Annotated in this window: 21 protein-coding genes; 15 read left to right on the top strand and 6 right to left on the bottom strand. The window is 35.7% G+C overall.

Annotated elements, in window-relative coordinates:
• Nucleotides 1–31: 31 nt before the first annotated feature.
• Both JAZ75_RS12325 and JAZ75_RS12320 read left to right on the top strand, forming a co-directional pair.
• Nucleotides 32–1,225: a dicarboxylate/amino acid:cation symporter gene (locus tag JAZ75_RS12325; protein WP_208702165.1), complete on the top strand. Its 1,194-nt coding sequence runs from the start codon at nt 32–34 to the stop codon at nt 1,223–1,225.
• A gap of 467 nt (nt 1,226–1,692) precedes the next feature.
• Complete coding sequence (locus tag JAZ75_RS12320; RefSeq protein ID WP_132842930.1) at nt 1,693–2,511, top strand: ZIP family metal transporter; 819 nt, start codon at nt 1,693–1,695, stop codon at nt 2,509–2,511.
• A 192-nt stretch (nt 2,512–2,703) separates the two neighbouring features.
• Here the strand turns inward: JAZ75_RS12320 and JAZ75_RS12315 are convergent, their stop codons facing one another.
• Nucleotides 2,704–4,053, bottom strand: a complete 1,350-nt coding sequence (locus JAZ75_RS12315; RefSeq protein WP_021192478.1) for an acyl-CoA dehydrogenase family protein — start codon at nt 4,051–4,053, stop codon at nt 2,704–2,706.
• Nucleotides 4,054–4,286: 233 nt separating this feature from the next.
• Here JAZ75_RS12315 and JAZ75_RS12310 point away from each other — a divergent pair, with 233 nt between their 5' ends.
• The 11 genes from JAZ75_RS12310 to JAZ75_RS12260 all read left to right on the top strand — a co-directional run bounded on the left by JAZ75_RS12310 (nt 4,287) and on the right by JAZ75_RS12260 (nt 13,158).
• Complete coding sequence (locus JAZ75_RS12310; RefSeq protein WP_021192479.1) at nt 4,287–4,511, top strand: hypothetical protein; 225 nt, start codon at nt 4,287–4,289, stop codon at nt 4,509–4,511.
• Between the two features lie 148 nt (nt 4,512–4,659).
• Nucleotides 4,660–4,878 (top strand): hypothetical protein, encoded by a 219-nt coding sequence (locus JAZ75_RS12305; RefSeq protein ID WP_021192480.1) that lies wholly within the window; start codon nt 4,660–4,662, stop codon nt 4,876–4,878.
• A 125-nt stretch (nt 4,879–5,003) separates the two neighbouring features.
• The gene (purB, locus tag JAZ75_RS12300; protein WP_132770950.1) at nt 5,004–6,353 is read left to right on the top strand and encodes an adenylosuccinate lyase; all 1,350 of its coding nucleotides are present in this window, start codon (nt 5,004–5,006) and stop codon (nt 6,351–6,353) included.
• Between the two features lie 74 nt (nt 6,354–6,427).
• A complete protein-coding gene (locus JAZ75_RS12295) occupies nt 6,428–6,982 on the top strand; it encodes a NifU family protein (RefSeq protein ID WP_021192484.1) in 555 nt (184 codons plus the stop codon).
• Between the two features lie 358 nt (nt 6,983–7,340).
• Nucleotides 7,341–8,189, top strand: coding sequence for a transketolase (locus JAZ75_RS12290; protein ID WP_021192485.1), 849 nt, complete (start codon nt 7,341–7,343; stop codon nt 8,187–8,189).
• A 114-nt stretch (nt 8,190–8,303) separates the two neighbouring features.
• Nucleotides 8,304–9,257 (top strand): transketolase family protein, encoded by a 954-nt coding sequence (locus JAZ75_RS12285; RefSeq protein ID WP_208702163.1) that lies wholly within the window; start codon nt 8,304–8,306, stop codon nt 9,255–9,257.
• 26 nt (nt 9,258–9,283) lie between these two features.
• On the top strand, nt 9,284–9,829 hold the full coding sequence (locus tag JAZ75_RS12280; protein ID WP_021192487.1) for an RNA polymerase sigma factor: 546 nt from the start codon (nt 9,284–9,286) through the stop codon (nt 9,827–9,829).
• Between the two features lie 34 nt (nt 9,830–9,863).
• On the top strand, nt 9,864–10,688 hold the full coding sequence (locus tag JAZ75_RS12275; protein ID WP_021192488.1) for a hypothetical protein: 825 nt from the start codon (nt 9,864–9,866) through the stop codon (nt 10,686–10,688).
• Nucleotides 10,688–11,116, top strand: a complete 429-nt coding sequence (locus tag JAZ75_RS12270; protein WP_021192489.1) for a hypothetical protein — start codon at nt 10,688–10,690, stop codon at nt 11,114–11,116. Before JAZ75_RS12275 ends, JAZ75_RS12270 begins: the two co-directional genes overlap by 1 nt.
• 56 nt (nt 11,117–11,172) lie before the next feature.
• Nucleotides 11,173–12,360: an aspartate aminotransferase family protein gene (locus JAZ75_RS12265; protein WP_208702161.1), complete on the top strand. Its 1,188-nt coding sequence runs from the start codon at nt 11,173–11,175 to the stop codon at nt 12,358–12,360.
• Nucleotides 12,361–12,396: 36 nt separating this feature from the next.
• Nucleotides 12,397–13,158 carry an SGNH/GDSL hydrolase family protein gene (locus JAZ75_RS12260; RefSeq protein WP_021192491.1) on the top strand — a complete coding sequence of 254 codons (762 nt, stop codon included), beginning with the start codon at nt 12,397–12,399 and terminating at the stop codon, nt 13,156–13,158.
• Between the two features lie 50 nt (nt 13,159–13,208).
• On the opposite strand, the gene JAZ75_RS12255 is transcribed toward JAZ75_RS12260, so the two are convergent.
• From JAZ75_RS12255 to thrA, 5 genes are all read right to left on the bottom strand, one after another.
• Entirely contained in the window at nt 13,209–14,411 is a 1,203-nt protein-coding gene (locus JAZ75_RS12255) for an MFS transporter (protein ID WP_168127121.1), read from the bottom strand.
• A gap of 46 nt (nt 14,412–14,457) precedes the next feature.
• Nucleotides 14,458–15,645 (bottom strand): class I SAM-dependent rRNA methyltransferase, encoded by a 1,188-nt coding sequence (locus JAZ75_RS12250; protein ID WP_132770955.1) that lies wholly within the window; start codon nt 15,643–15,645, stop codon nt 14,458–14,460.
• A gap of 141 nt (nt 15,646–15,786) precedes the next feature.
• On the bottom strand, nt 15,787–17,094 hold the full coding sequence (gene thrC / locus JAZ75_RS12245) for a threonine synthase (RefSeq protein WP_208702159.1): 1,308 nt from the start codon (nt 17,092–17,094) through the stop codon (nt 15,787–15,789).
• Nucleotides 17,095–17,101: 7 nt separating this feature from the next.
• Nucleotides 17,102–18,082: a homoserine kinase gene (locus JAZ75_RS12240; RefSeq protein ID WP_021192494.1), complete on the bottom strand. Its 981-nt coding sequence runs from the start codon at nt 18,080–18,082 to the stop codon at nt 17,102–17,104.
• A 55-nt stretch (nt 18,083–18,137) separates the two neighbouring features.
• Nucleotides 18,138–20,585 carry a bifunctional aspartate kinase/homoserine dehydrogenase I gene (gene thrA / locus JAZ75_RS12235; protein ID WP_031289915.1) on the bottom strand — a complete coding sequence of 816 codons (2,448 nt, stop codon included), beginning with the start codon at nt 20,583–20,585 and terminating at the stop codon, nt 18,138–18,140.
• Between the two features lie 604 nt (nt 20,586–21,189).
• Between thrA and JAZ75_RS12230 the strand changes: the two genes are divergently transcribed.
• On the top strand, nt 21,190–21,774 hold the full coding sequence (locus JAZ75_RS12230; protein ID WP_021188582.1) for a C40 family peptidase: 585 nt from the start codon (nt 21,190–21,192) through the stop codon (nt 21,772–21,774).
• Between the two features lie 105 nt (nt 21,775–21,879).
• Nucleotides 21,880–22,392, top strand: a complete 513-nt coding sequence (locus JAZ75_RS12225) for a phosphoribosyltransferase family protein (RefSeq protein ID WP_132770958.1) — start codon at nt 21,880–21,882, stop codon at nt 22,390–22,392.
• Nucleotides 22,393–22,465: the final 73 nt, after the last annotated feature.

The raw sequence follows: 22,465 nt of genomic DNA, 5'->3' as shown, positions 1-22,465 counted from the left end.
GGATAACACATCATATACTAAAACAAATCCAATGAAAAAAATTACTGAGAATCTCCTCTTTAAAGTAATCGTCGCTATCATATCAGGTATTCTACTCGGCCTATATCTCCCTGAGTCATTAGGAAGAATTTTAACCACATATAATTTTCTTTTTGATCAATTCTTAAAATTTTTGATTCCCCTAATTATCGTTGGATTAATCATTCCATCAATTGCTCAACTAGGAAAGACTGCAGGAAAATTATTATTGACAACTGTATTGATCGCCTACGCTTCAACCTTATTTGCTGGACTTTTTTCGTACACGATCAGCATGAGTATATTCCCGGCTTTACTTCAAAACCAGATCAATACAGATCTAATTACCGAAACCACCAGAACACTGAGTCCCTATTTCAAAATTGAGTTCCCACCCCTATTCGACGTCATGTCCGCCTTAGTGCTTGCATTCTGTATCGGTATTGGCTTGTCAAAATTAGAAAATTCGACATTAGAAAAGGTATTTATCGATTTTGAAAAAGTAATCAGTTTTATCATCGAAAAAATGATTATCCCCTTATTACCGTTTTTCATCCTAGGAATCTTCTACGATATGACATACACAGGTAAGGTATTCACAATACTCCATGTCTTCATAAAAATTATCGGGATTATCTTTGTCATCCATATCCTTTTGCTTGTAATTCAATTTATCATCGCAGGGATAGCCTCTAAAAAAAATCCATTCAAATTATTAATGGGTATGTTACCTGCTTATTTTACAGCCTTAGGAACACAGTCCTCTGCAGCAACGATCCCCGTAACACTAAAGCAAGCCAAAAAACTCGGTGTTGATGAAGACATCGCTAATTTCAGCATCCCACTATGTGCAACAATACATCTTGCAGGAAGTACTCTGAAAATCGTTGCATGTGTACTTGCACTTATGATGATGCAAGGTATACCAATAGACTTTGTACAAATGATGGGATTTATCTGCATGTTAGGGGTAACAATGATCGCAGCACCAGGAGTACCGGGTGGAGCAATTATGGCAGCAATAGGTATAATCGGTAGTATGCTCGGTTTCAATGTCGAGAATCAAGCTTTAATGATTGCTTTATACATCGCAATGGATAGCTTCGGAACAGCATGTAATGTAACAGGTGATGGTGCTATAGCAATTCTATTAAATGCTATTTTTAAAAAACAAGAAAAGAATAAAGAAGAAAAAGCTAATGCTTAAGGAGAATTAATCGTGATAAACAATTTAGAATGAGAATTTCCACCCATTCTTTACCCCTTAATAGAAAGTTGTACAAGTGGGCTGGTTAAATTTTTCAGCCCATCTTGTAAATAATAAAGCATAAAACCAAGTTATCGCACAGAGCTGACTACTTCCAACTCAATTCTTAAATACAGATCAGCACTAAAGATAACAGACGGCTATTCAAACAGAAACAGATAAACTAAAAATTATTAGCATATACTAACAAAAATGTTAGAAATATATTTGTTAGTTCAATCTAACTTATTACTTTTGTTGCATACCATCTAAGATTAGACTTGCTTAACTTCTAACGAATCATATTTTAAAACACACAGCCCCATTAATGGTAGATGATCCATCCAATCCTGAAATATTAAGTGTGGATATCGCAAAAATATGAGCACATTTCAAAGATGAATAAATAATGAAATAATATCAAAACTATGATTGAATCAGTTATTACGTACCTAGAAAGCATCGACCCTATTTTAGCCGCTCTGTATGCAACATTATTTACATGGCTAGTCACTGCTTTGGGCGCTTCATTTGTATTCCTATTTAAAAAAATGAATAAAAATGTCATGGACGGCATGTTGGGATTCACGGGCGGGGTAATGGTAGCCGCAAGTGTCTGGAGTCTCCTCATACCCGCCATCGACATGAGCGAAGGCACTGGTTTTGCACAAGTCGTCCCAGCTGTGGTCGGATTTTTAATTGGCGCGGCATTCCTATTTAGTATAGACAAAGTTTTACCTCATCTACATATCAATTTTAAAAAAGTGGAAGGAGTAAAGACCCCATGGCAAAAAACAACTTTAATGATTTTAGCCATTACACTTCATAATATCCCTGAAGGACTTGCGGTAGGTGTTCTTTTCGGGAGTGTTGCTGCAGGGATTCCAGAGGCGACAATTGCCGGGGCTGTTATCTTGGCGATTGGAATAGGTTTACAAAATTTTCCTGAAGGTATTGCAGTCGCAATGCCACTAAGAAGAATGGGCATGAGCAGACGAAAAAGTTTTTTCTACGGACAAGCATCCGCAATTGTAGAACCAATTGCCGGTGTTTTGGGAGCAATGGCAGTAGTTACTTTTACACCCATACTTCCTTATGCACTAGCATTTGCGGCCGGAGCCATGATCTTTGTAGTCGTAGAAGAAGTTATACCTGAAGCGCAACAAAATAAAAATTCAGACATCGCAACAATCGGATTTATAGGAGGTTTCATTTTAATGATGACTTTAGATGTGGCCCTAGGATAAAATTCAGTTAAGCATAAAAAAGGATCAAAATAATTAATTTTGATCCTTTTTTATTGTAGCACCGGAAATCTCAATGAAAATAGGATAAAATAACCCACAGCTAAGCTAAAGATCATAGATTATAATTAAATAATCGAATTTTGAATAAAATCTACGGTAAAAGAATTCACAGTTAAACATGACTCTCAATTATTATACAAAAGCACTAAAACCTGTAATGCTACGTCCTACAATCAATGAATTAATTTCTTTAGTCCCCTCATATGAGTAGATAGCTTCCGCATCTGCTAAAAATCGAGCAACATTATATTCAAGTAAAATTCCATTCCCCCCCATCACCTCTCTAGCTTTAGATACAATATCACGTGTTCTTAATGAGCAAAAAACTTTTGCAAGTGATGCGTGCTCATCTTTTAAGTCGCCGTTATCCTGCATTTCAGATAAACGATAAACCAACGTCTGCATAGCCGTTAAATTAGATAGCATTTCAACCAAATGATTTTGAATCAACTGAAAAGATGCAATAGGTTTTCCAAATTGCTCTCGCTTTCGGGTATAATCAAGCGCATTTTCATAAGCTCCTCGTGCACAACCTACCGCCATCCAGGCAACTCCAGCACGTGTCATCTGCAACACTTTAGCAGTATCTTTGAAACTATTAGCATGCTGCAATCGGTCCGATTCAGGAACGACACAATCCGTCAATGTAATCAAACCATTCTGAACGATTCGCAAAGCCATCTTTCCTTTTATTTTTTCGACAGCAAAACCTGGATTTTCCCTTCGCACGATAAAGCCCTTCACTTGTCCATCATCCAGATCTCTAGCCCAAATTATCGTAATATCTGAAAAAGTACTATTTCCTATCCATTTCTTTTGACCATTCAAAACCCAGCCAGATTCAGTTTTTTTACAAGTACAAGTCAATCCCCCCGCAGCTCCGGATCCTACTTCAGGTTCGGTCAGTCCAAAAGCTCCGATCACCTTCATCTGCTGCATACGTGGCAACCACTCCTGCTTTTGCTCATCAGATCCACATATATATATTGACCCCATTGCCAATCCACTCTGTACCCCAAAAAATGTCGCAATTGACGCATCGACCCGGGCAATCTCTGCTGCAATAACGCCCTCCATCAAAGAACTTCCTCCAGCACAGCCATATCCATCATAAGTATATCCGCATATATTTAAAGCTGCAAACTTTTCAATAATTTCAAAAGGAAACTCATCCCGTAACCAATAGTTATTAACAATAGGACTGATCTCCTTCTCCATAAAATCACGAACTTTCAATTGCGTAATCTTATCAGCGGTCGATAATTTTTCTTCAATATGATAAAAATCTCCATTGATCGGAGGCAACTCCTTTTTCTTGCTTGTTGCCGTCAGTAATTTCATAGCACCCTTCAATTGATTATCATCCATTTTCGAAACAGCATTCAATACCTGACCCAAGTCAATTTTTTGAGAAATCTTTTGCAATTGTTCTAAATCAACAGCTTTTAGCAGATCTAGTATATTTTTCATTTTATCAAACATAGCATCATTCTTTTAGTAACAGTTGTCTACAATTTGTCTTTTCAATATACACTATTTAAAACAGAATGTTCTATAACATCGAAAAAGACCAAATAATAATTAAAAATAAAAAACTGATTTACAAGTCATTACATAATTTTAAAAAAATAATATTTTTTTCAGGTTACCTTTTAACTTTCTAAGTATTAATGTTTAAATAACAATTTTGTTTCCATTAATTTAGAAAAATCAAAATGAAAAATTCATTCAAATTCGCTTTCTTAGGATTAGCTTTAACTGTAGCTTTCGCTTCTTGTGGTGGTGCTGAAACTAAAACTAATGCTACTGCTGACTCAGCTGCTGCTTTAGTTGATTCTGCAGCTACTGTTTTAGATTCTGCAGCTAACAAAGTTGACTCTGCTGCTGCAAAAGTTGATTCTGCTGCTGCGAAAGTTGATTCTGCTGTTACTAAAAAATAATTTTAGTACTGTCCGAAGACATAAAAGCTTGCATTTTAACGATGTAAGCTTTCTTTTAAAAAAAAGATAAAATAAACGGGTTACCTTTTCAATTTTAAGGTATAAACCTTTAAATAAAGAAATTTTAATAAAATTTAATAAAATCAAAATGAAAAATTCATTCAAATTCGCTTTCTTAGGATTAGCTTTAACTGTAGCTTTCGCTTCTTGTAATGGTACTGCAAACAAATCAGAAACTGCTTCTGATTCAACTGCTATCGATTCAGCTAACACAGTTATCGATTCAGCTAACACAGCTATTGATTCAGCTAAAACTGTAGTTGATTCAGCTAAAGTTGCTATTGATTCAGCAAAAGCTGCTCACTAATTTCAGGGAACTGATTTTAAAAATATTAAAAGCCCCACATGTTGGGGCTTTTTTTGTTATATACCTCGCATTTAAATTGATAAGCTCCTCTCATTTTTTTACCTTTGCACAAACAAAAATGTATTATGGCCTTATCATCACTTACCGCCGTATCTCCAGTAGACGGTCGCTATCATAACGCAACGCAAGAATTAGGCGCTTATTTTTCAGAATTTGCCTTAATTAAATATCGGGTTTTAGTAGAAGTTGAATATTTCATCGCTCTTTCTCAATCAGGAATTGAACAATTAAGTCATTTTGACGGCTCGTTGAATGAAAAATTACGTGATCTATATAGAAACTTTACTGAAGAAGACGCTATTTGGATAAAGAATACTGAAAAAGTAACGAACCATGATGTCAAAGCAGTTGAATACTTTTTAAAGGATCAATTTGAAAAACTTGGCCTACATGACTCTTTAGAATTTATTCATTTTGGCTTAACCTCTCAAGATATAAACAACACGGCTATTCCATACTCATGGAAAGATGCGATCGCAGCTGTCTATACACCAGCGATAGAAGAGTTGATCCAAGAATTAACAACATTATCTAGTGATTGGTCCAATGTATCCATGTTAGCACGTACACACGGCCAACCCGCGTCCCCAACACGTTTAGGAAAAGAAATCAAAGTTTTCGTGGAACGTATCCAACGCCAATTTGATCAATTAAAAGCGGTGCCTTACTCCGCAAAATTTGGTGGAGCTACTGGTAATTTCAATGCACATCATGTTGCATACCCACAGACAGACTGGGTAGCCTTTGGAAATAAATTTGTTAATGAATCTCTGGGCCTAAGTCGTTCACAAACAACCACCCAAATTGAACATTACGACAATTTTGCAGCAAGCTGTGATGCTTTCAAACGCATTAACACGATATTAATTGATTTGTGCCGCGACATCTGGACTTATGTGTCAATGGAATATTTCAAACAAAAAATTACTGCTGGTCAAATAGGATCCTCAGCAATGCCACATAAAGTAAATCCGATTGATTTTGAAAATGCAGAAGGAAATTTAGGAATTGCAAATGCATTATTTGAACACTTAGCAGCAAAATTACCTATTTCTCGTTTACAGAGGGATTTAACAGATTCAACAGTATTGCGTAATATCGGCGTTCCTTTTGCGCATACACTAATTGCAATCAAATCTACTTTAAGAGGTTTACGAAAATTGATATTAAATGAGCAGGCATTGCAAGCAGATCTAAATAATAACTGGGCAGTTGTTGCAGAGGCAATTCAAACAGTATTAAGAAGAGAGGGCTACCCTAAACCATACGAAGCTCTAAAAGATTTAACACGTACAAACACGCATGTAACGGAAGAAACAATTGCTGAATTTGTGGACAATTTAAATGTTACAGATAAAGTTAAGGCTGAACTAAAATCAATAAGCCCTTCTAGTTACACAGGTGTAAGTCTATAAGCTTTTACGCTTTAATGACTAACATCACCTGATTTTTAACTTATATTTGTCATTCGAAATAGACAAAGATTAATATGGCAACAATTAACGTATATACTGAATCCACTCCGAATCCATCGACGATGAAATTTTTGGTCAATAAGTTATTGATCAACGGCAGCTTGGATTATGCGGATAAGGATAAAGCACAAGAATCAGCTTTTGCAAAAGAATTATTCAAATTTAATTTTGTAAACGGTGTATTTTTCGCAAGCAACTTTGTTACAGTAACCAAGAGTGAAGATGCTGAGTGGACTGATATTGAAGCATTATTAAAAGACTTTATAAAAGGTGCAGTAGAGTCCGAACTTGCAGTAAAACCTATTGAACATACCGAAGATGTAGCTTTTGAAGGTTCTGATATTGAAATTAAAATTCAACAGGTATTACATGACTATGTACGTCCTGCCGTTGAACAAGATGGTGGTGCTATCGCTTATAAATCATTTAGTGATGGCGTTGTAACTGTTGAGTTACGCGGATCTTGCAGTGGCTGTCCGTCATCAAGTATCACCTTAAAATCTGGTATCGAAGGCTTACTAAAACGTATGGTTCCTGAAGTCGAAGAAGTTGTAGCTGAATCTATGTAAAAGATACAGTTATATCAAGTAAAAAGCCGTTCATAATAGAACGGCTTTTTTTTTGAATTCTTAATTTATAAACATGATATTCATATCCATAAAATATGCATGCGATATAATTCTTGCTTATAAAAAAATAAACCATAGCCACCATACAATCAAGCTGATAACTATTATAACACACATACATACTTGGATAAGTTCTTTATTTATGACTCATGAGTTAAAGAAAAAACACATCTTCTAAATAGAATAAACTAGAAGACAATTTTGAATCGTTATTTTGTCCCTAAAATTTACAATTTATAACCCCTACTCTATTAAAAATGACTAACTTTACGGCTAATTGTGAAATCAATATATTAAAATGAGTGCAGATATCAATAAACTAGAACAAATTGCATCACAAGTAAGACGTGACATCGTACGTATGGTACATGCTTGCCAATCTGGCCACCCAGGTGGATCATTAGGTTGTACGGACTACTTAGTTGCTCTTTATTTCAATGCAATGAAACGTAATCCATCTTTCGATATGGATGGCATCGGTGAAGATTTATTTTTCTTATCAAATGGTCACATTTCGCCAGTTTTCTACAGTACACTTGCACGAGCAGGATACTTTGAAGTAAGCGAATTAGCTACTTTCAGAAAAATCAATTCTCGTCTTCAAGGACACCCGACTACACACGAAGGTCTTCCTGGAATTCGTATTGCATCTGGTTCACTAGGCCAAGGACTTTCTGCTGCAATTGGTGCTGCTCAAGCTAAAAAATTAAACAAAGACACAAATTTAGTCTATGTTTTAATGGGTGATGGTGAATTGCAAGAAGGTCAAGTTTGGGAAGCAGCAATGTATGCTCCTCATAATAAAGTAGACAATCTGATTGCAGCGGTTGATTATAACCGTGCTCAAATTGATGGTTCTACAGATCAAGTTCTTTCATTAGGTGATCTTCGCGCTAAATGGGAAGCTTTTGGATGGGATGTTTTAGAAGTAGCAAAAGGTAATGATATGACCTCCGTAGTTGCTGGACTTGAAGAAGCAAAATCTCATACAGGTAAAGGTAAACCAGTAATTATATTATTACATACTGAAATGGGGAATGGTGTTGATTTCATGATGGGATCTCACAAATGGCACGGTGTTGCTCCAAATAATGATCAATTAGCTTCGGCTTTAGGTCAGTTAACAGAAACTTTGGGCGATTATTAATTATATTAGATATTAGTATTTAAAACATTAGTATTTAGAAATTGACCCACAAACGTCATTTGAAGAAATCTAAGTACGAGCTATTCTATACTAACTACTCCATACTAGTAAAAAATGAAAAAATATACTTTCACAGAATCAAAAGATACCCGTTCAGGATTTGGTGCTGGATTATTAGAAGCAGGTAAACAAGACGAAAATGTTGTTGCTTTATGTGCTGATTTAATCGGTTCATTAAAAATGAACGATTTTATAAATGAATTTCCAGAGCGTTTCTTCCAAATTGGTATTGCTGAAGCAAACATGATGGGAATCGCAGCTGGTTTGACAATTGGTGGTAAAATTCCTTTTACAGGAACATTTGCAAACTTCTCAACGGGTCGTGTTTACGATCAAATTCGCCAATCTATCGCCTATTCTGACAAAAATGTTAAGATTGCTGCTTCACACGCCGGATTAACATTAGGTGAAGATGGTGCTACACACCAAATCTTAGAAGATATTGGTTTGATGAAAATGTTACCTGGAATGACAGTTATCAATCCTTGTGATTTCAATCAAACTAAAGCTGCAACAATTGCAGCAGCAAAATTTGAAGGTCCTGTTTACTTACGTTTTGGACGTCCAGTAGTTCCTAACTTCACTCCGGCTGACCAAGAATTTATAATTGGAAAAGCAGTAACATTAAACGAAGGAACTGATGTAACAATTATCGCAACAGGTCATTTGGTATGGGAAGCTATCCAAGCTGGTGAGCAATTAGCAGCATTGGGCATTGATGCTGAAATCATCAACATCCACACCATTAAACCTTTAGACGAAGAAGCTATTTTAAAATCAGTTACTAAAACAAAATGTGTAGTAACTGCAGAAGAACACAATCGTTTAGGCGGTTTGGGAGATAGTGTAGCTCAAGTTTTAGCTAAAAACTTACCAACTCCCCAAGAATTTGTAGCAGTAGATGATAGCTTCGGCGAATCAGGTACTCCTGCTCAATTAATGGAAAAATATGGTTTGAATGCGGCAGCAATTGTTGCGGCAGCACAACGTGTTATTAACAGAAAATAAAAAAACAAACATCACAACGTCAATATATGGAAGATGCTTTAATTATTTCAAAATTTGCTAACGAAAGTACGCGCGAAGAAGCATTTAATCAGCTGCTGACCAAATATCAGCAAAAAATATATTGGCATGTGAGAAGAATGGTCATTGATCATGATGATGCTGATGATGTTGTCCAAGACATATTCATTAAAGTATGGCGAAATTTGGCGAACTTCCGTGAGGATTCCCAATTATACACTTGGCTGTACCGCATTGCGACCAATGAATGTATTACATTCTTGAATAAGAAAAAACTTAAGCAGAACGTATCGTTGGATGACGATAGTTCTGCTTATTTAGCAGACTCTTTATCAAGTGGTAGTTACTTTAGTGGTGATAAAGCACAAATGAAATTACAACAGGCTTTATTAACACTTCCAGAAAAACAAAAACTTGTTTTTAACATGAAATACTTTGATGATATGAAATATGATGAAATCTCAGAAGTACTAGGAACAAGTGTTGGTGCCTTGAAAGCATCATATCATTTAGCTGTAAAAAAAATAGAAGCTTTTTTTCATAACAACGATTAAACCTTTTTTGATTTAGGTACTCTAATGATTTATAATGAAGGAAAATAACACATATCATGAGGGAATGGAAGCTAATAATCTACCCGATTCACTGCGTGTAAATCCTTTTGACGTGCCCAAAGATTACTTCAAAGATTTAAATGAATCTTTGATTGCTCAAGTCAAATTGGAATCATCACCAAAAGAAATCCGAGATGTACCCGTTGGCTATTTTGAAAAACTTCAACAAAATATCTTAGGCAAAGTAGCTGAAGAAAAGCTAAAAGATCAGATTAAAACCGATGGCTTTAGTCATCCAGATGATTACTTTTCGTCTTTACAAAATAATATATTACTAAAAGTAACGGAAGATAATTTAAAATCTAAAGTGACTCAAGATGGATTTGAAACCCCATCTTTATATTTCAATGAATTTAACGAGCAGATAGCCGCAAAAATAATTACGGACAATTTAAAACAAGTAGTTATTACAGATGGTTTTGAAGCTCCTAATAAATATTTTGAATCATTAACTGCTAAAATTACTAAATCGATTCATGCAGGCTTGCCATCAGATCTTCCAGCTGAAGTTCCTATTCATTCTATTAAAAGGAAAATTCCTTGGAATAAATATGCTGTAGCAGCATCTCTAGTGGCCATTTTGGGTATTGGAAGTTATTTTGGATTCCAAAATAGCACTCAAGAACAGAAGAATCTTACACATGTGTCAGACCAGGAAATCATTAATTACCTAGCACAAACAGGAAATAGTGATGATTTATTATATGTTGCAAAATATATCGATGATGAAGACATAGTAGGAACAAATGGTAAAATTAAGGACAAAGATATTGAGGATTATCTTAAATACACGTTATAATGATGTCAAAGATTAAGAATATAATTATCATATTTTGTTTCTGTATTGTAGGTCTATCAACCACTTATGCACAGGACAATGAACGTTTTCAAATCATTGAAAATGAAAAAATTGCTTTTATTACAAGAGAATTAAATCTATCACGAAAAGAAGCTCAAGATTTTTTTCCTATTTACAATGAATATTCAAAGGAAATGTGGAATGTTAAAAAAGCTAAAACAGGAAATAGTCCTTCGAGAAATAATCTCCGTGGAAATTCTCGCGATGTCATCGCTTATGATGCAAAAGAACTAGAGATCAAGAAAAATTATCGTGAGAAATTTTCCAAAGTTATTGGAACTTCACGCTCCTCTCAATTTTTTCAAGTCGAACAGGAGTTTCGAGAATACTTGATTAAATCGCTCAATAATCGAAAAAACAATAATTAATACGCATATAAGAAGAAGTCCAAAAGACTTCTTCTTTTTTTTAAACAACTAATAAGATGCTAAATAATCGGGAACTTTTTCTGCTAAATACGGCTCAAACATCAAATTCACCAAGGATGATTGAAATAGCAAAAGCAGAAGGAGTCTATTTATATGGACCAAATGGTGAAGAATATATGGATTTGGTATCAGGATTCAATGTCAGTAATATTGGGCATAGAAATCCAAAAGTTATCCAGGCAATCAAAGATCAGCTTGAAAAATACTTACATGTTACTGTATATGGTGAATTTGTACAAGCTCCACAAGTTGAATTTGCAACTGACTTATTAGCTGTACTTCCAAAACAATTTGAATCAGTCTATTTTACCAATTCAGGCGCAGAGGCCGTCGAAGGAAGTATGAAGGTAGCAAAGCGCCTTACTGGAAGAAGACAGATTATAGCAGCAAAAAAAGCATATCACGGCAGTACACAGGGAGCATTAAGCCTTATCGGAAATGAAGAATATCATACTGCATACGCACCATTACTTCCCGAAATAGAATTCATAACATTCAATAATAGTGATGACTTATCGCTGATCACAGAAAAGACTGCAGCTGTAATTATTGAAGCTATACAAGGAGAAGCTGGAGTACGTGTTCCTGATATTTCATATATGCAGGCTCTACGTAAACGTTGTAATGAAACAGGAACATTGCTAGTCTTTGATGAGATTCAAACAGGTTTTGGTAGAACTGGAAAGTTATTTGCATTCGAACATTATGATATCGTACCTGATATTCTCATGCTTGCCAAAGGTATTGGTGGCGGTATGCCTTTAGGAGCATTCGTTGCATCGAAGCAAGTGATGGATGTAATCAAAGACAATCCGATGCTCGGTCATATCACGACTTTTGGCGGACATCCTGTTAGTTGTGCGGCAGCAAAAGCATCTTTAGAAGTCATCAGAGAAAATCAATTGGTAGAACAAGTTGCTGAGAAAGAACAACTATTCAGAACACTATTACAACATCCTAAAATTATAGAAATTAGAGGAAAAGGATTGATGATGTGTCTACAGCTTGAAACTTTTGACCAGGTTTATAATGTGAGTAATTATTGCGCACAACAAGGAATCATGATTGATTGGTATTTACATTGTGAAACAGCATTGCGTGTAGCTCCTCCTTTGACCATCACAAACGATGAAATTGAAAAAGCTTGTAAAATTATCCTTGATGGTATAGAAAAATATACTTAGTTTTTTTATATTTAGTCTATCAACGTATAACTAAATATGAAAACGAATCGCAGATCATTTATTACAAAAAGTATTATTGGCGCTAGTTTATTAACTAACGCCAATTTATTTTCTGCTCAGGCTGAAAGCCTGGACAACCTAAATAAATCAAAAAGAATAAGTATAAGCAAAGACGATGTAATCTTATTTCAAGGAGACTCAATCACGGATAATGGTCGGGATAGAAAAAATAAAAATGCAAATGACAACTGGGCGTTAGGTTCTGGTTATGCAAATCTAGCCGCCGCGGTGCTGTTAGAAAAATATGCCGATAAAAATCTCAAGATATACAATCGCGGTATCAGTGGAAATCGAATACCAGATTTGCAAAATAGATGGCAAGAAGATACCATCGATATTCAACCCACTATTCTAAGTATTCTGATCGGTGTAAACGATTTTTGGAGAACAAAGGATAGTGGTGCAACAAATACACCAGAACAGTTTAAGAAACAATACCAGACTTTATTACAGCAGACGCTATCAAAATTACCGAACGTAAAGCTGATTATAGGAGAGCCATTCGGCGTTAAAAATGTACAACATGTTACAGAGGACTGGTTTCCCGACTTCGCAGGTTACCAACAAGCTTGTGTTGATATCTCAAAAGAATTTAATGCTTCATTAATTCCATATCAATCAATATTTGATAATGCCGAACAAAAGGCCTCAGGCTCTTATTGGACAACAGATGGAGTTCACACTTCGTTAGCTGGAGCCAGTTTAATGGCAAAAGGATGGCTCGATGTTATAAAATAAATAAAGCGCTCTATGAGCGCTTTATTTATTTTATGTAAAGCAAAGAAGATTTACATAACATCTTTATAAGGTGTTTTTTGTAGATTCGGCAAGAAATATGCAACGACGCCAATAAGCGGTAGATAAGAACATACATGATAAATAAACTCAATCGATGTATGGTCCGCCTGCCAGCCTAATAACGCTGATCCCAAACCACCCATACCAAATGCGAAGCCATAGAATAAGCCAGAAACCATACCTAATTTTTTAGGCAACAGCTCCTGCGCATAAACAATGATAGCTGGGAATGCCGATGATAAGATTAAACCTATAATAACCACTAATACACCAGTCATGGTATAATCTGCATAGGGCAATAGTAAAGAAAAAGGCGCGACTCCCAAAACTGAAAACCAAATCACATACTTTCTTCCGAAACGGTCACCAAAAATTCCACCTAACAATGTGCCCGCCGCAACAGCAATTAAGAAGTAAAATAGATACACTTGCGCTTGAATTTCCGTTAAACCAAACTTCTCCATGGTATAAAACTGAAAATAATTAGTAATACTAGCAATGTAAAAGTACTTCGAGATAATTAATAGCATCAGGACAACAACTGTTAGCACCACACGAGCTTCCGATAGATCCGGTATACGCATACCAGCACTTGCATTTTTAGCTCTATTTTTAAGCTTTTCACTATACCAACTGCCAATATAATAAGAAACAATCTGCCCTATGATTCCAATCACACAAAACCAGGCAATAGATGATTGTCCTTTCGGTAAAACAAGATATGCGACGATAATTGGAGCCAGAGCAGTACCTGCATTACCTCCGATCTGAAAAATAGATTGTGCCATACTTCGTTTCCCGCCAGATGCCATATAAGCAACTCGGGAAGATTCAGGATGAAATATCGAAGAACCTATCCCAACCAAAAATACAGCACACAAAATCAAAGCATAACTTGGCGCATAAGCAAAAAGTGCCATGCCCGAAATCGAAAAAGTCATACCGATAATCTGCGAATAAGGCATTGGTCGCTTATCTGTAAACGACCCTACAACAGGTTGAAAAATAGATGCCGCGATCTGATATACAAGCGTTATAATTCCAATCTGAGAAAAACTCAAATGATGTTCTTCTTTTAATAAAGGATAAACTGACGGAATAACACCCTGAATCATATCATTTAATAAATGAGCGAAACTAACTGCGAGTAAAATAGAAAACTCAGGCCTAATCTTATTATTTTGTACTTCCATAACGTAAAAAAGAGGTTCCCCACATTTAGAAACCTCTTTTATTTTTTTAAATAACTCTTACTAATAATCCTTTTAAATATTCCCCTTCTGGGAATGATGCTCTTACCGGATGGTCATCTGGTTGATGAAATTGTCTAATAAACTGTATTTCTTTGCCGGCATCCAATGCTGCCCATGCTAATACTTGCTTAAAAGTATCAATGTCCATAGCAGAAGAACATGAAAAAGTGGCCAATAAACCTCCCGATTCCAAAAGCAGTAATCCTCTCCTATTCAAATCCTTATACGCACGTGAAGCACGTTCTAACGAAGATCTTGAAGGAGCATACTTTGGTGGATCTAATACAATGACATCAAATTTTTGCTGCTCTTCAGCAAATACTTTCAATTGCTTATTCACATCAGATTGGATAGCAACATGTGCTTCTTCACTATATCCATTTAACAGAATGTTACGTCTCAACGTTTCAATTGCTAAAGCGGAACTGTCCACAGAAGTAACGCTTGCCGCACCTTCATGGAAAGCATTTAAAGTAAAACCGCCAGAATAACAAAAGCAATCCAGCACCTTTTTACCCTTCACATATTGAGCTGTTAAAGCTCTATTCTCTCTTTGATCACAATAAAAGCCTGATTTTTGACCATCTATAATATTCACCTGATAACGAATACCATTTTCAATAATCTCAACAAACTCAGGTGGAAGTTCTCCAAAAAGTAAACCATTTGTATCCGGCAATCCCTCATGCTCTCGTGATTTAAGATCTGAACGCTCATAAATTCCCTTAGGACTTAATAATTTATTCAGCTCATCAATAACCACATCCTTGATTCTCTCAACTCCTGCAGCATGCACTTGTATTGAGATATAATCAGCATACTTATCCACAATCAATCCAGGAACAAAATCTGCCTCAGCAAAAATCAACCTTGCAGTATCATTCTTTCCTTCAATCAATAAATGACGGCGTGCTTCAACAGCCTTTTGAATACGCTTGCGCCACCATTGTTCGTTGATCTGTTGATCAGGATGCCATTCTAATAAACGAACAGCTACACGAGATGAATCGTGAAAAAGTCCGAAAGCAATAAACTCATTTTCTGCATTAAAAACAGTAACAACATCCCCGTTATCGGGTGCACCATCTATACGCTTTATTGCACCAGAAAAGACCCAAGGATGAAGTTGCCAAGCTGCCTTATCTTTTCCTTTATTCAGAATAATTTTTTTCATCGGAACAAAAGTACAGGTTTTCAACTTATTTGAAACATCTTGCCACCTAAATTTATCATAAGTTTAAATCTCGATGTTTATCTAAAACTCTTCAAAAAAAGAATATAAATTAAATAGGCCCATTTAAATGAGCCTATTCAACTATTTATGCGTGATTAAGTAATTTTTAAAAATAGCATAATCAACAGGAAAAGCTTCTACAACCTTATCTTTATTGTGTAATTGTTCAACGCCTAAAGGCAATTTAATTTTACTGAATACCTGCTCCGAAATAGCATCTGGAAATTTACAAGGGTGTGCTGTAGATAAAAATACAGATCCATAAGAACCTGGATGTTCACCACGGTAAGCCTGTGATCCCAACCAAGCAATAGCCGTATGCGGACAAGCCACATAATGATAAGTATGGTGCAACTGTTCCATCGCTGCCCGAGTTTCCTTATCTGTATACGTGTATGTGGTGATCATGCCTTTTAAATTATCAAGATTATAATCAAATAAATCTTGAATACGAACCCAGTTACTCGGATCACCGACATCCATCGCATTTGCTAAAGTTTGTACAGATGGCTTGGGTTCATATTTTCCAGATTTAATAAAACGTGGAACAGTATCATTTGCATTTGTAGCCGCAACAAACTGCTCTACAGGAAGTCCCATTTTGAAAGCCAATAAGCCGGCACCGATATTACCAAAATTACCACTTGGCACCGTAAACACAACTCTGTCCGAGCCTTGCGCTTTCAATTGTGCATAAGCATAGAAATAATAAAATGTCTGCGGGATCAGACGTGCAATATTAATGGAATTAGCCGATGTTAATCTCAGTTGTTCATTAAGCTCCGGATCATTGAAAGCTCGTTTAACCAATGCTTGACAATCATCAAAAGTTCCATCAATTTCAATGGCTCTTATATTTTGGCCATTAGTAGTTAATTGTAACTCCTGAATATCAGACACTTTACCTTTTGGATACAAAATGGTAACACGTGTACCTGCAACACCCAAGAAACCCAAAGCAACTGCTCCGCCCGTATCTCCAGATGTCGCAACCAGTACATCCAATAACTTATCATCTGCACCCGAAAAATACGCCATAACACGACTCATAAAGCGCGCACCAAAATCTTTAAAGGCATAAGAAGGCCCATGAAATAATTCTAATACCGCAGTATCAGAACTCAAAAACTTAACAGGAGCATCAAAATTAATAGCATCGGCTATAATATTTCTAAGCACATCAGCAGGGATATCATCTTCAATAAAAGCTTGAGCTATTGTAAATGCAATTTCTTGAAGCGAATATTGTTGTATATTTTTGATAAAATAGGGATCCAATTGTGGAATCTCCAGAGGCATATAAAGTCCTTTATCTGCAGGTAGTGAATTAAAAACTGCATCTTTAAAAGAAACACGTAATGCTTTATTATTGGTACTGTAAAATTTCATAATAATCTTAATTTAATACTTTAGGTCCATCAACATTAACACCCGATACATATCCATAACTTTCAATCTCTGATTCAGCTAGATGAGCCTTGATCTGTTCAACGATCTGCTTCGCCATAGCCTTATCCCTTGTGATTGCCACAACAGAAGGACCTGAGCCAGAAATGCCAAAACTCAATGCACCATTTTCTAATGCAATTTGCTTCATTTCATAAAACTGAGGAATCAAAATGGCCCGAGTCGGTTCGATCAATACATCCTGCATACTTCGCGATATGAGATCATAATCATTTTTAAAGAGCCCTGCTACAAGTCCTGCAATATTCCCCCATTGAATTACGGCATCTTTTAACAACACCTTTTCTTTAATCAATTGGCGTGCGTCACGGGTAGGAACATCAACCTGTGGAAATACCACAGCAGCAACTAATTCTTCCGGTACAGGCAAAGGAATGAGATCCAGAGGATCATGTCCTCTAATCAAGGTAATACCGCCAAATAAAGAAGGAGCAACATTATCAGCATGACCATGTCCACATGCTAATCGTTCGCCTTCCACACAAAAAGGTAATAGTTCTTCTTTAGAAAGGGGATCGCCCAGCATTTTATTAATAGCAAATAGACCTGCCACAGTACTCGCAGCACTTGATCCCAAACCTGATCCAATAGGCATATGCTTATGTAATTCAATTTCGACTCCCACTCGATCTTCTAAACCCAGATGCTGCAATAGAAACTGTACACAAGCGGACACCGTATTTTTGTCGGCATCCACCGGAAGACGTCCATCATCACCTGTGATTTTAGTGATCACAACTCCTGGTACACTCGTTTTTCGCATGATTACTTCATCTCCTGGTTCTTCTAAAGCAAAGCCCAAAATATCAAAACCACAAATCATATTCGCGACTGTCGCCGGAGCGAAAACATGAATGTGATCCAACATATTATCCAGATTTATCTTTTTCTTCGATAGAGAAGTTTTCATATTTAATATTTATTACTGTTATCCAATGCAATAACAGGTCTAGTGAAACTTTTGATTATGCGCCAACATTTACTAAATCCGCAAATACTCCTGCAGCTGTTACTTCAGCTCCGGCACCAGGTCCTTTGACTACCAGTGGTCTTTCCTTATAACGTTCTGTCGTGAATGAGATAATATTATCACTTCCAGACAGTGCATAAAAAGGATGCTTGTCGTCTACAATCTGTACAGAAATAGAAACAATTCCATCTTCTAATTTTCCAATATAACGGATCACTTTATTTTCAAGACGAGCCTTTTCTTTTAATGCTTCAAAATAACTGTTCTCGTTTTTAAGCTCTTCATAAAAAGACTCCACTGAATCTGCTTTCAAGCATGGTTCAGGTAATATTGCGCCTAAATTGACATCTTCAGCTTCGATTGGATAACCTGCATCACGTGCTAAAATCAACATTTTACGCATAAAATCAACTCCACCTAGATCATCACGAGGATCCGGCTCAGTATAACCTAGAGCCTGCGCTTGTTTTACCACATCATAAAAAGATACCTCATCTTTAAAATTATTAAAGATGTAAGAGATTGTTCCAGAAAGTATAGCTTCGATTTTAACAATACGGTCACCACTTAACATCAGGTCTTTCAAAACACGCACAATCGGAAGACCGGCACCAACGTTGGTCTCATAGAAGAAATCAACACCATGCTTATGAGCCGTCTCCCGCAATGTTTTGTATTGTTCATATTTTCCTGAATTAGCAATTTTATTACAGGTAACAATTGAAATATTAGATTGGAAAATACCCTCATAATAACTAGAAGGCAATCGACTAGCAGTATTATCTATAAATACACAATTAGGAAGATTGAAACCTTTCATACGTTCTACGAATACCGCTAAATCCGCATCCTCGCCCTGTTCTAAAAGTTCACTGTCCCAATTTGCCAAATCAATACCATCTAGATTAAACAACATTTTCTTACTGTTTGAAATACCAACCACCTTAATTTCAAGATCATTTTTACTAAGCAAGAAATCGTATTGACTCTCCAATTGCTTGAATAAAGTAGAACCAATATTTCCAGTTCCCAGATTAAAAACATAAAGTGTCTTCTTAAGTTCAGCAAAAAAAGCATCGTGAACAGCATTCAGGGATTTTGATAAATCATTCTTCGAAATAATAACAGATATATTATATTCCGAAGATCCTTGTGCAATTGCACGCACATTAATTCCATTGCGGCCCAATGAAGAAAATAATCTTCCTGACATACCTGGAGTTTTCTTCATATTCTCACCAACAATAGCCAATACAGACAGGTCATTTTCGATTTCCGGATTGATTAATTTATTAGCCTGTATTTCCAGTTCAAATTCATTTTCAATTAAACTCTTAGCACGTAATGCATCTTCTGGATTGACCGCAAAAGTGATACTATGTTCGGAAGAAGACTGGGTGATTAAGACCACATTAATCTGCTCTCTCGCTAATAAAGTAAACAACCTGCCACTAAATCCAGATTTACCGATCATTCCTGAACCGCTCAGGTTAATAACAGATATTTCTCCTATCGAAGAAATACCTTTAATTGGTAAAGTTGTTTTTCCACTTTCAAACTGAATAAAAGTACCTGCGAAATCTGGCTCAAACGTATTACGTATCACAATAGGTATCTTCTTTAGAAAAGCAGGAATCATCGTTGGCGGATAGATGACCTTGGCGCCGAAATAAGAAAGCTCCATAGCTTCTGTATAAGAAAGAACAGGCAACGAAAATGCTTTTTTTACAATCCGTGGATCCGCAGTCAGCATACCATTAACATCTGTCCATATCTCGATTGCAGTAGCATTCAAAATAGAACCAAAAATAGCGGCAGTATAATCTGATCCTCCCCTACCTAAGGTTGTCATACGTCCGTTCTCATTAGAAGCTATAAATCCAGTGACGAACATAAGTTTATCATTGTTTGTTAAATACAATGACTTAACAAGTTGTTCTGTCAACTGATCGTTAACATGAGCATGTCCAAAATGAGAATCTGTTTTAATATAATGAGATGCATCAACAAATAAAGATGCTTCTAAATCCTGTTCCGAAATTTTAGATACCATGAAGGTAGAGCAACGTTCACCATAACTTACAATCAAATCCTTACTTTGCTCACTTAACTCTCTTAATGCATAGATGCCCTGCAATAATTCTTCGATCTCGTTGAAAAACAATTTGAGTTTAGTAAAAACAGGATTTTGGTGTCGCACAACTATTAATGCCTTAATAACATCGAAATGCTTAGTTTCTATCAAAGCTAAATCTTCTTGGAAAGACTTGCCTTCAGAAGCATCAATAGCCATTTTACAAAGTAAATTAGTAACTCCTGACATGGCAGACAAGACGACCAACGGTTGCTCTCCAGAGTTGTACGATTTCTTCACAATGCTAAGTACTGCTTTGATACTAGCTGCAGAGCCCACCGACGTTCCTCCAAATTTTAAAATCTTCATAATATATACTGTTTGTTTGTTTGTTTGTTTGTTTGTTTGTTTGTTTGTTTGTTTGTTTGTTTGTTTGTTTGTTTGTTTGTTTGTTTGTTTGTTTGTTTGTTTTAAGCATAAAAAAAAACGCCTTCACTCTGAGAGGAAGGCGTTTATGAAATATCTTGTCTACATTTCTATACAACGAAACTACCTCCTCCTAAGTTTTATCCCGGTGGTAATAATAATCGATGTAATAATTATAGAATTTTTCATTGCTGTTGCTTTACTTTCGTAAATATAATGCATTATTTATCAACTATCAAAATAAAATCTCATTTTTTTGATATAAATTTAATAAAACACCTTCTTATATATGAATAACACATTACTACAACAAATCTAGGCACGTATCATTTATCATCACTGTAGTTTAAAGTTTACAATTTACCCATCGGAGTTAAATTGCATCTCAATAAATAAAGTGTTAAAAACGTTAAAAATTCGTTAAATACATGTCATTTTTTTTGCAAAGTAAGATGAGTTGTATTATATTCGCAACAGTGATGTCCAAAATAGTTAACATCCAACAACAAAAAAGAATAAGTTTAAAGTTGTACAAAAAAGCGATTTAATGAAAACAAAGAAAATATTAGCAACAATGCTATTTATAGGCTTATGTCTAGTGTCGCAGGCACAATCAACCAAAACCCAATCTAAACCGGAATCAGACCCGGACAATCTAGCTAAAGAATACTTCTCCCAAATAATGGGTGTTGCGGTTTCAGCAACTACAAATACAAAATTATATCAGTTTGTTTATGAATGGTTAGGAACTCCTTACCGATTAGGAGGTGACTCCAAAAGAGGAATCGATTGTTCTAAATTCTCATTTGAATTATACGAAAAAGTATTCAATACAACATTAGGATATAACAGCCGTAACCAATACTCTCAAATTAAACCTGTTAAGAAAGATGATCTAAAAGCAGGAGATTTAGTATTCTTTAAAATCCGAAGTAAAAGCATTACACATGTTGGAGTTTATATTGGCGATAACAAATTCGCACATGCTTCTTCGAGCAAAGGTGTAATGATAAGTAATTTAGGAGAGGCATATTGGAGACGTTATTACTATGATGGTGGTAGACTACCTGATGACAACAAATCGCTTACAGCCGAAATTATAAATGCTGAGAAATCTGAAAAATTTAATTAATAAATTTTTCTAAATAATATTTTCAAGAGTCCGAATGTCATGACATTCGGACTTTTTTTTGCAAAGAATTTAGTACTTTTACCCGTATATAAATTTAGTACCACTATGTCGTCAAAGAAAACGCTCATATTAGATAAAGAACAGATTAAACAAAAATCGATACGTATCGCTTATCAGATTTTAGAAGATAATTTTGAAGAAAATACGCTTGTATTGGTCGGTATTGCTGATAGAGGTTATGTTTTTGCACAGAGACTGCAAAAGATTCTAGAGGAAATATCGGATAAAGATATTGAGTTACTTAAAGTGACGATGAGCAAAACAAGCCGTTCCCTAAAAGCTGAAACAGATCAACCCATCGAAAATGTTAAAAATAAAACGTTAATACTAGTTGATGATGTACTGAATAGCGGAAGAACGCTTGCATATGGTTTAGGCGTATTTTTGAATGTCCCTATTAAAAAAATGAGAACTGCAGTTCTTATTGATAGAAGTCATCCAAAATTCCCCATTGTAAGCGATTATTATGGGCTAAAATTATCAACGATATTAAAAGAACATGTGGAAGTTAACTTACTAGGCTATGAAGCAGAAGATGATGCTGCATGGCTGGTATAACATCATAAAGCTATAAAAAATAAGCGTCCAACTTTTTATAGAGTTGGACGCTTTATTTTTACAGAAACTTAGG

Source organism: Sphingobacterium sp. UDSM-2020 (genome assembly GCF_016132525.1).
Lineage (GTDB): Bacteria > Bacteroidota > Bacteroidia > Sphingobacteriales > Sphingobacteriaceae > Sphingobacterium > Sphingobacterium anhuiense.
This window is presented reverse-complemented; position numbering and strand designations above follow the sequence as displayed.

What these genes read in the sequence shown, in the direction of transcription:
- JAZ75_RS12325 (WP_208702165.1), top strand. Translation starts at nt 32, where the DNA reads ATGAAAAAAATTACTGAGAATCTCCTCTTTAAAGTAATCGTCGCTATC.
- JAZ75_RS12320 (WP_132842930.1), top strand. Translation starts at nt 1,693, where the DNA reads ATGATTGAATCAGTTATTACGTACCTAGAAAGCATCGACCCTATTTTA.
- JAZ75_RS12315 (WP_021192478.1), bottom strand. Translation starts at nt 4,053, where the DNA reads ATGTTTGATAAAATGAAAAATATACTAGATCTGCTAAAAGCTGTTGAT.
- JAZ75_RS12310 (WP_021192479.1), top strand. Translation starts at nt 4,287, where the DNA reads ATGAAAAATTCATTCAAATTCGCTTTCTTAGGATTAGCTTTAACTGTA.
- JAZ75_RS12305 (WP_021192480.1), top strand. Translation starts at nt 4,660, where the DNA reads ATGAAAAATTCATTCAAATTCGCTTTCTTAGGATTAGCTTTAACTGTA.
- purB (WP_132770950.1), top strand. Translation starts at nt 5,004, where the DNA reads ATGGCCTTATCATCACTTACCGCCGTATCTCCAGTAGACGGTCGCTAT.
- JAZ75_RS12295 (WP_021192484.1), top strand. Translation starts at nt 6,428, where the DNA reads ATGGCAACAATTAACGTATATACTGAATCCACTCCGAATCCATCGACG.
- JAZ75_RS12290 (WP_021192485.1), top strand. Translation starts at nt 7,341, where the DNA reads ATGAGTGCAGATATCAATAAACTAGAACAAATTGCATCACAAGTAAGA.
- JAZ75_RS12285 (WP_208702163.1), top strand. Translation starts at nt 8,304, where the DNA reads ATGAAAAAATATACTTTCACAGAATCAAAAGATACCCGTTCAGGATTT.
- JAZ75_RS12280 (WP_021192487.1), top strand. Translation starts at nt 9,284, where the DNA reads ATGGAAGATGCTTTAATTATTTCAAAATTTGCTAACGAAAGTACGCGC.
- JAZ75_RS12275 (WP_021192488.1), top strand. Translation starts at nt 9,864, where the DNA reads ATGAAGGAAAATAACACATATCATGAGGGAATGGAAGCTAATAATCTA.
- JAZ75_RS12270 (WP_021192489.1), top strand. Translation starts at nt 10,688, where the DNA reads ATGATGTCAAAGATTAAGAATATAATTATCATATTTTGTTTCTGTATT.
- JAZ75_RS12265 (WP_208702161.1), top strand. Translation starts at nt 11,173, where the DNA reads ATGCTAAATAATCGGGAACTTTTTCTGCTAAATACGGCTCAAACATCA.
- JAZ75_RS12260 (WP_021192491.1), top strand. Translation starts at nt 12,397, where the DNA reads ATGAAAACGAATCGCAGATCATTTATTACAAAAAGTATTATTGGCGCT.
- JAZ75_RS12255 (WP_168127121.1), bottom strand. Translation starts at nt 14,411, where the DNA reads ATGGAAGTACAAAATAATAAGATTAGGCCTGAGTTTTCTATTTTACTC.
- JAZ75_RS12250 (WP_132770955.1), bottom strand. Translation starts at nt 15,645, where the DNA reads ATGAAAAAAATTATTCTGAATAAAGGAAAAGATAAGGCAGCTTGGCAA.
- thrC (WP_208702159.1), bottom strand. Translation starts at nt 17,094, where the DNA reads ATGAAATTTTACAGTACCAATAATAAAGCATTACGTGTTTCTTTTAAA.
- JAZ75_RS12240 (WP_021192494.1), bottom strand. Translation starts at nt 18,082, where the DNA reads ATGAAAACTTCTCTATCGAAGAAAAAGATAAATCTGGATAATATGTTG.
- thrA (WP_031289915.1), bottom strand. Translation starts at nt 20,585, where the DNA reads ATGAAGATTTTAAAATTTGGAGGAACGTCGGTGGGCTCTGCAGCTAGT.
- JAZ75_RS12230 (WP_021188582.1), top strand. Translation starts at nt 21,190, where the DNA reads ATGAAAACAAAGAAAATATTAGCAACAATGCTATTTATAGGCTTATGT.
- JAZ75_RS12225 (WP_132770958.1), top strand. Translation starts at nt 21,880, where the DNA reads ATGTCGTCAAAGAAAACGCTCATATTAGATAAAGAACAGATTAAACAA.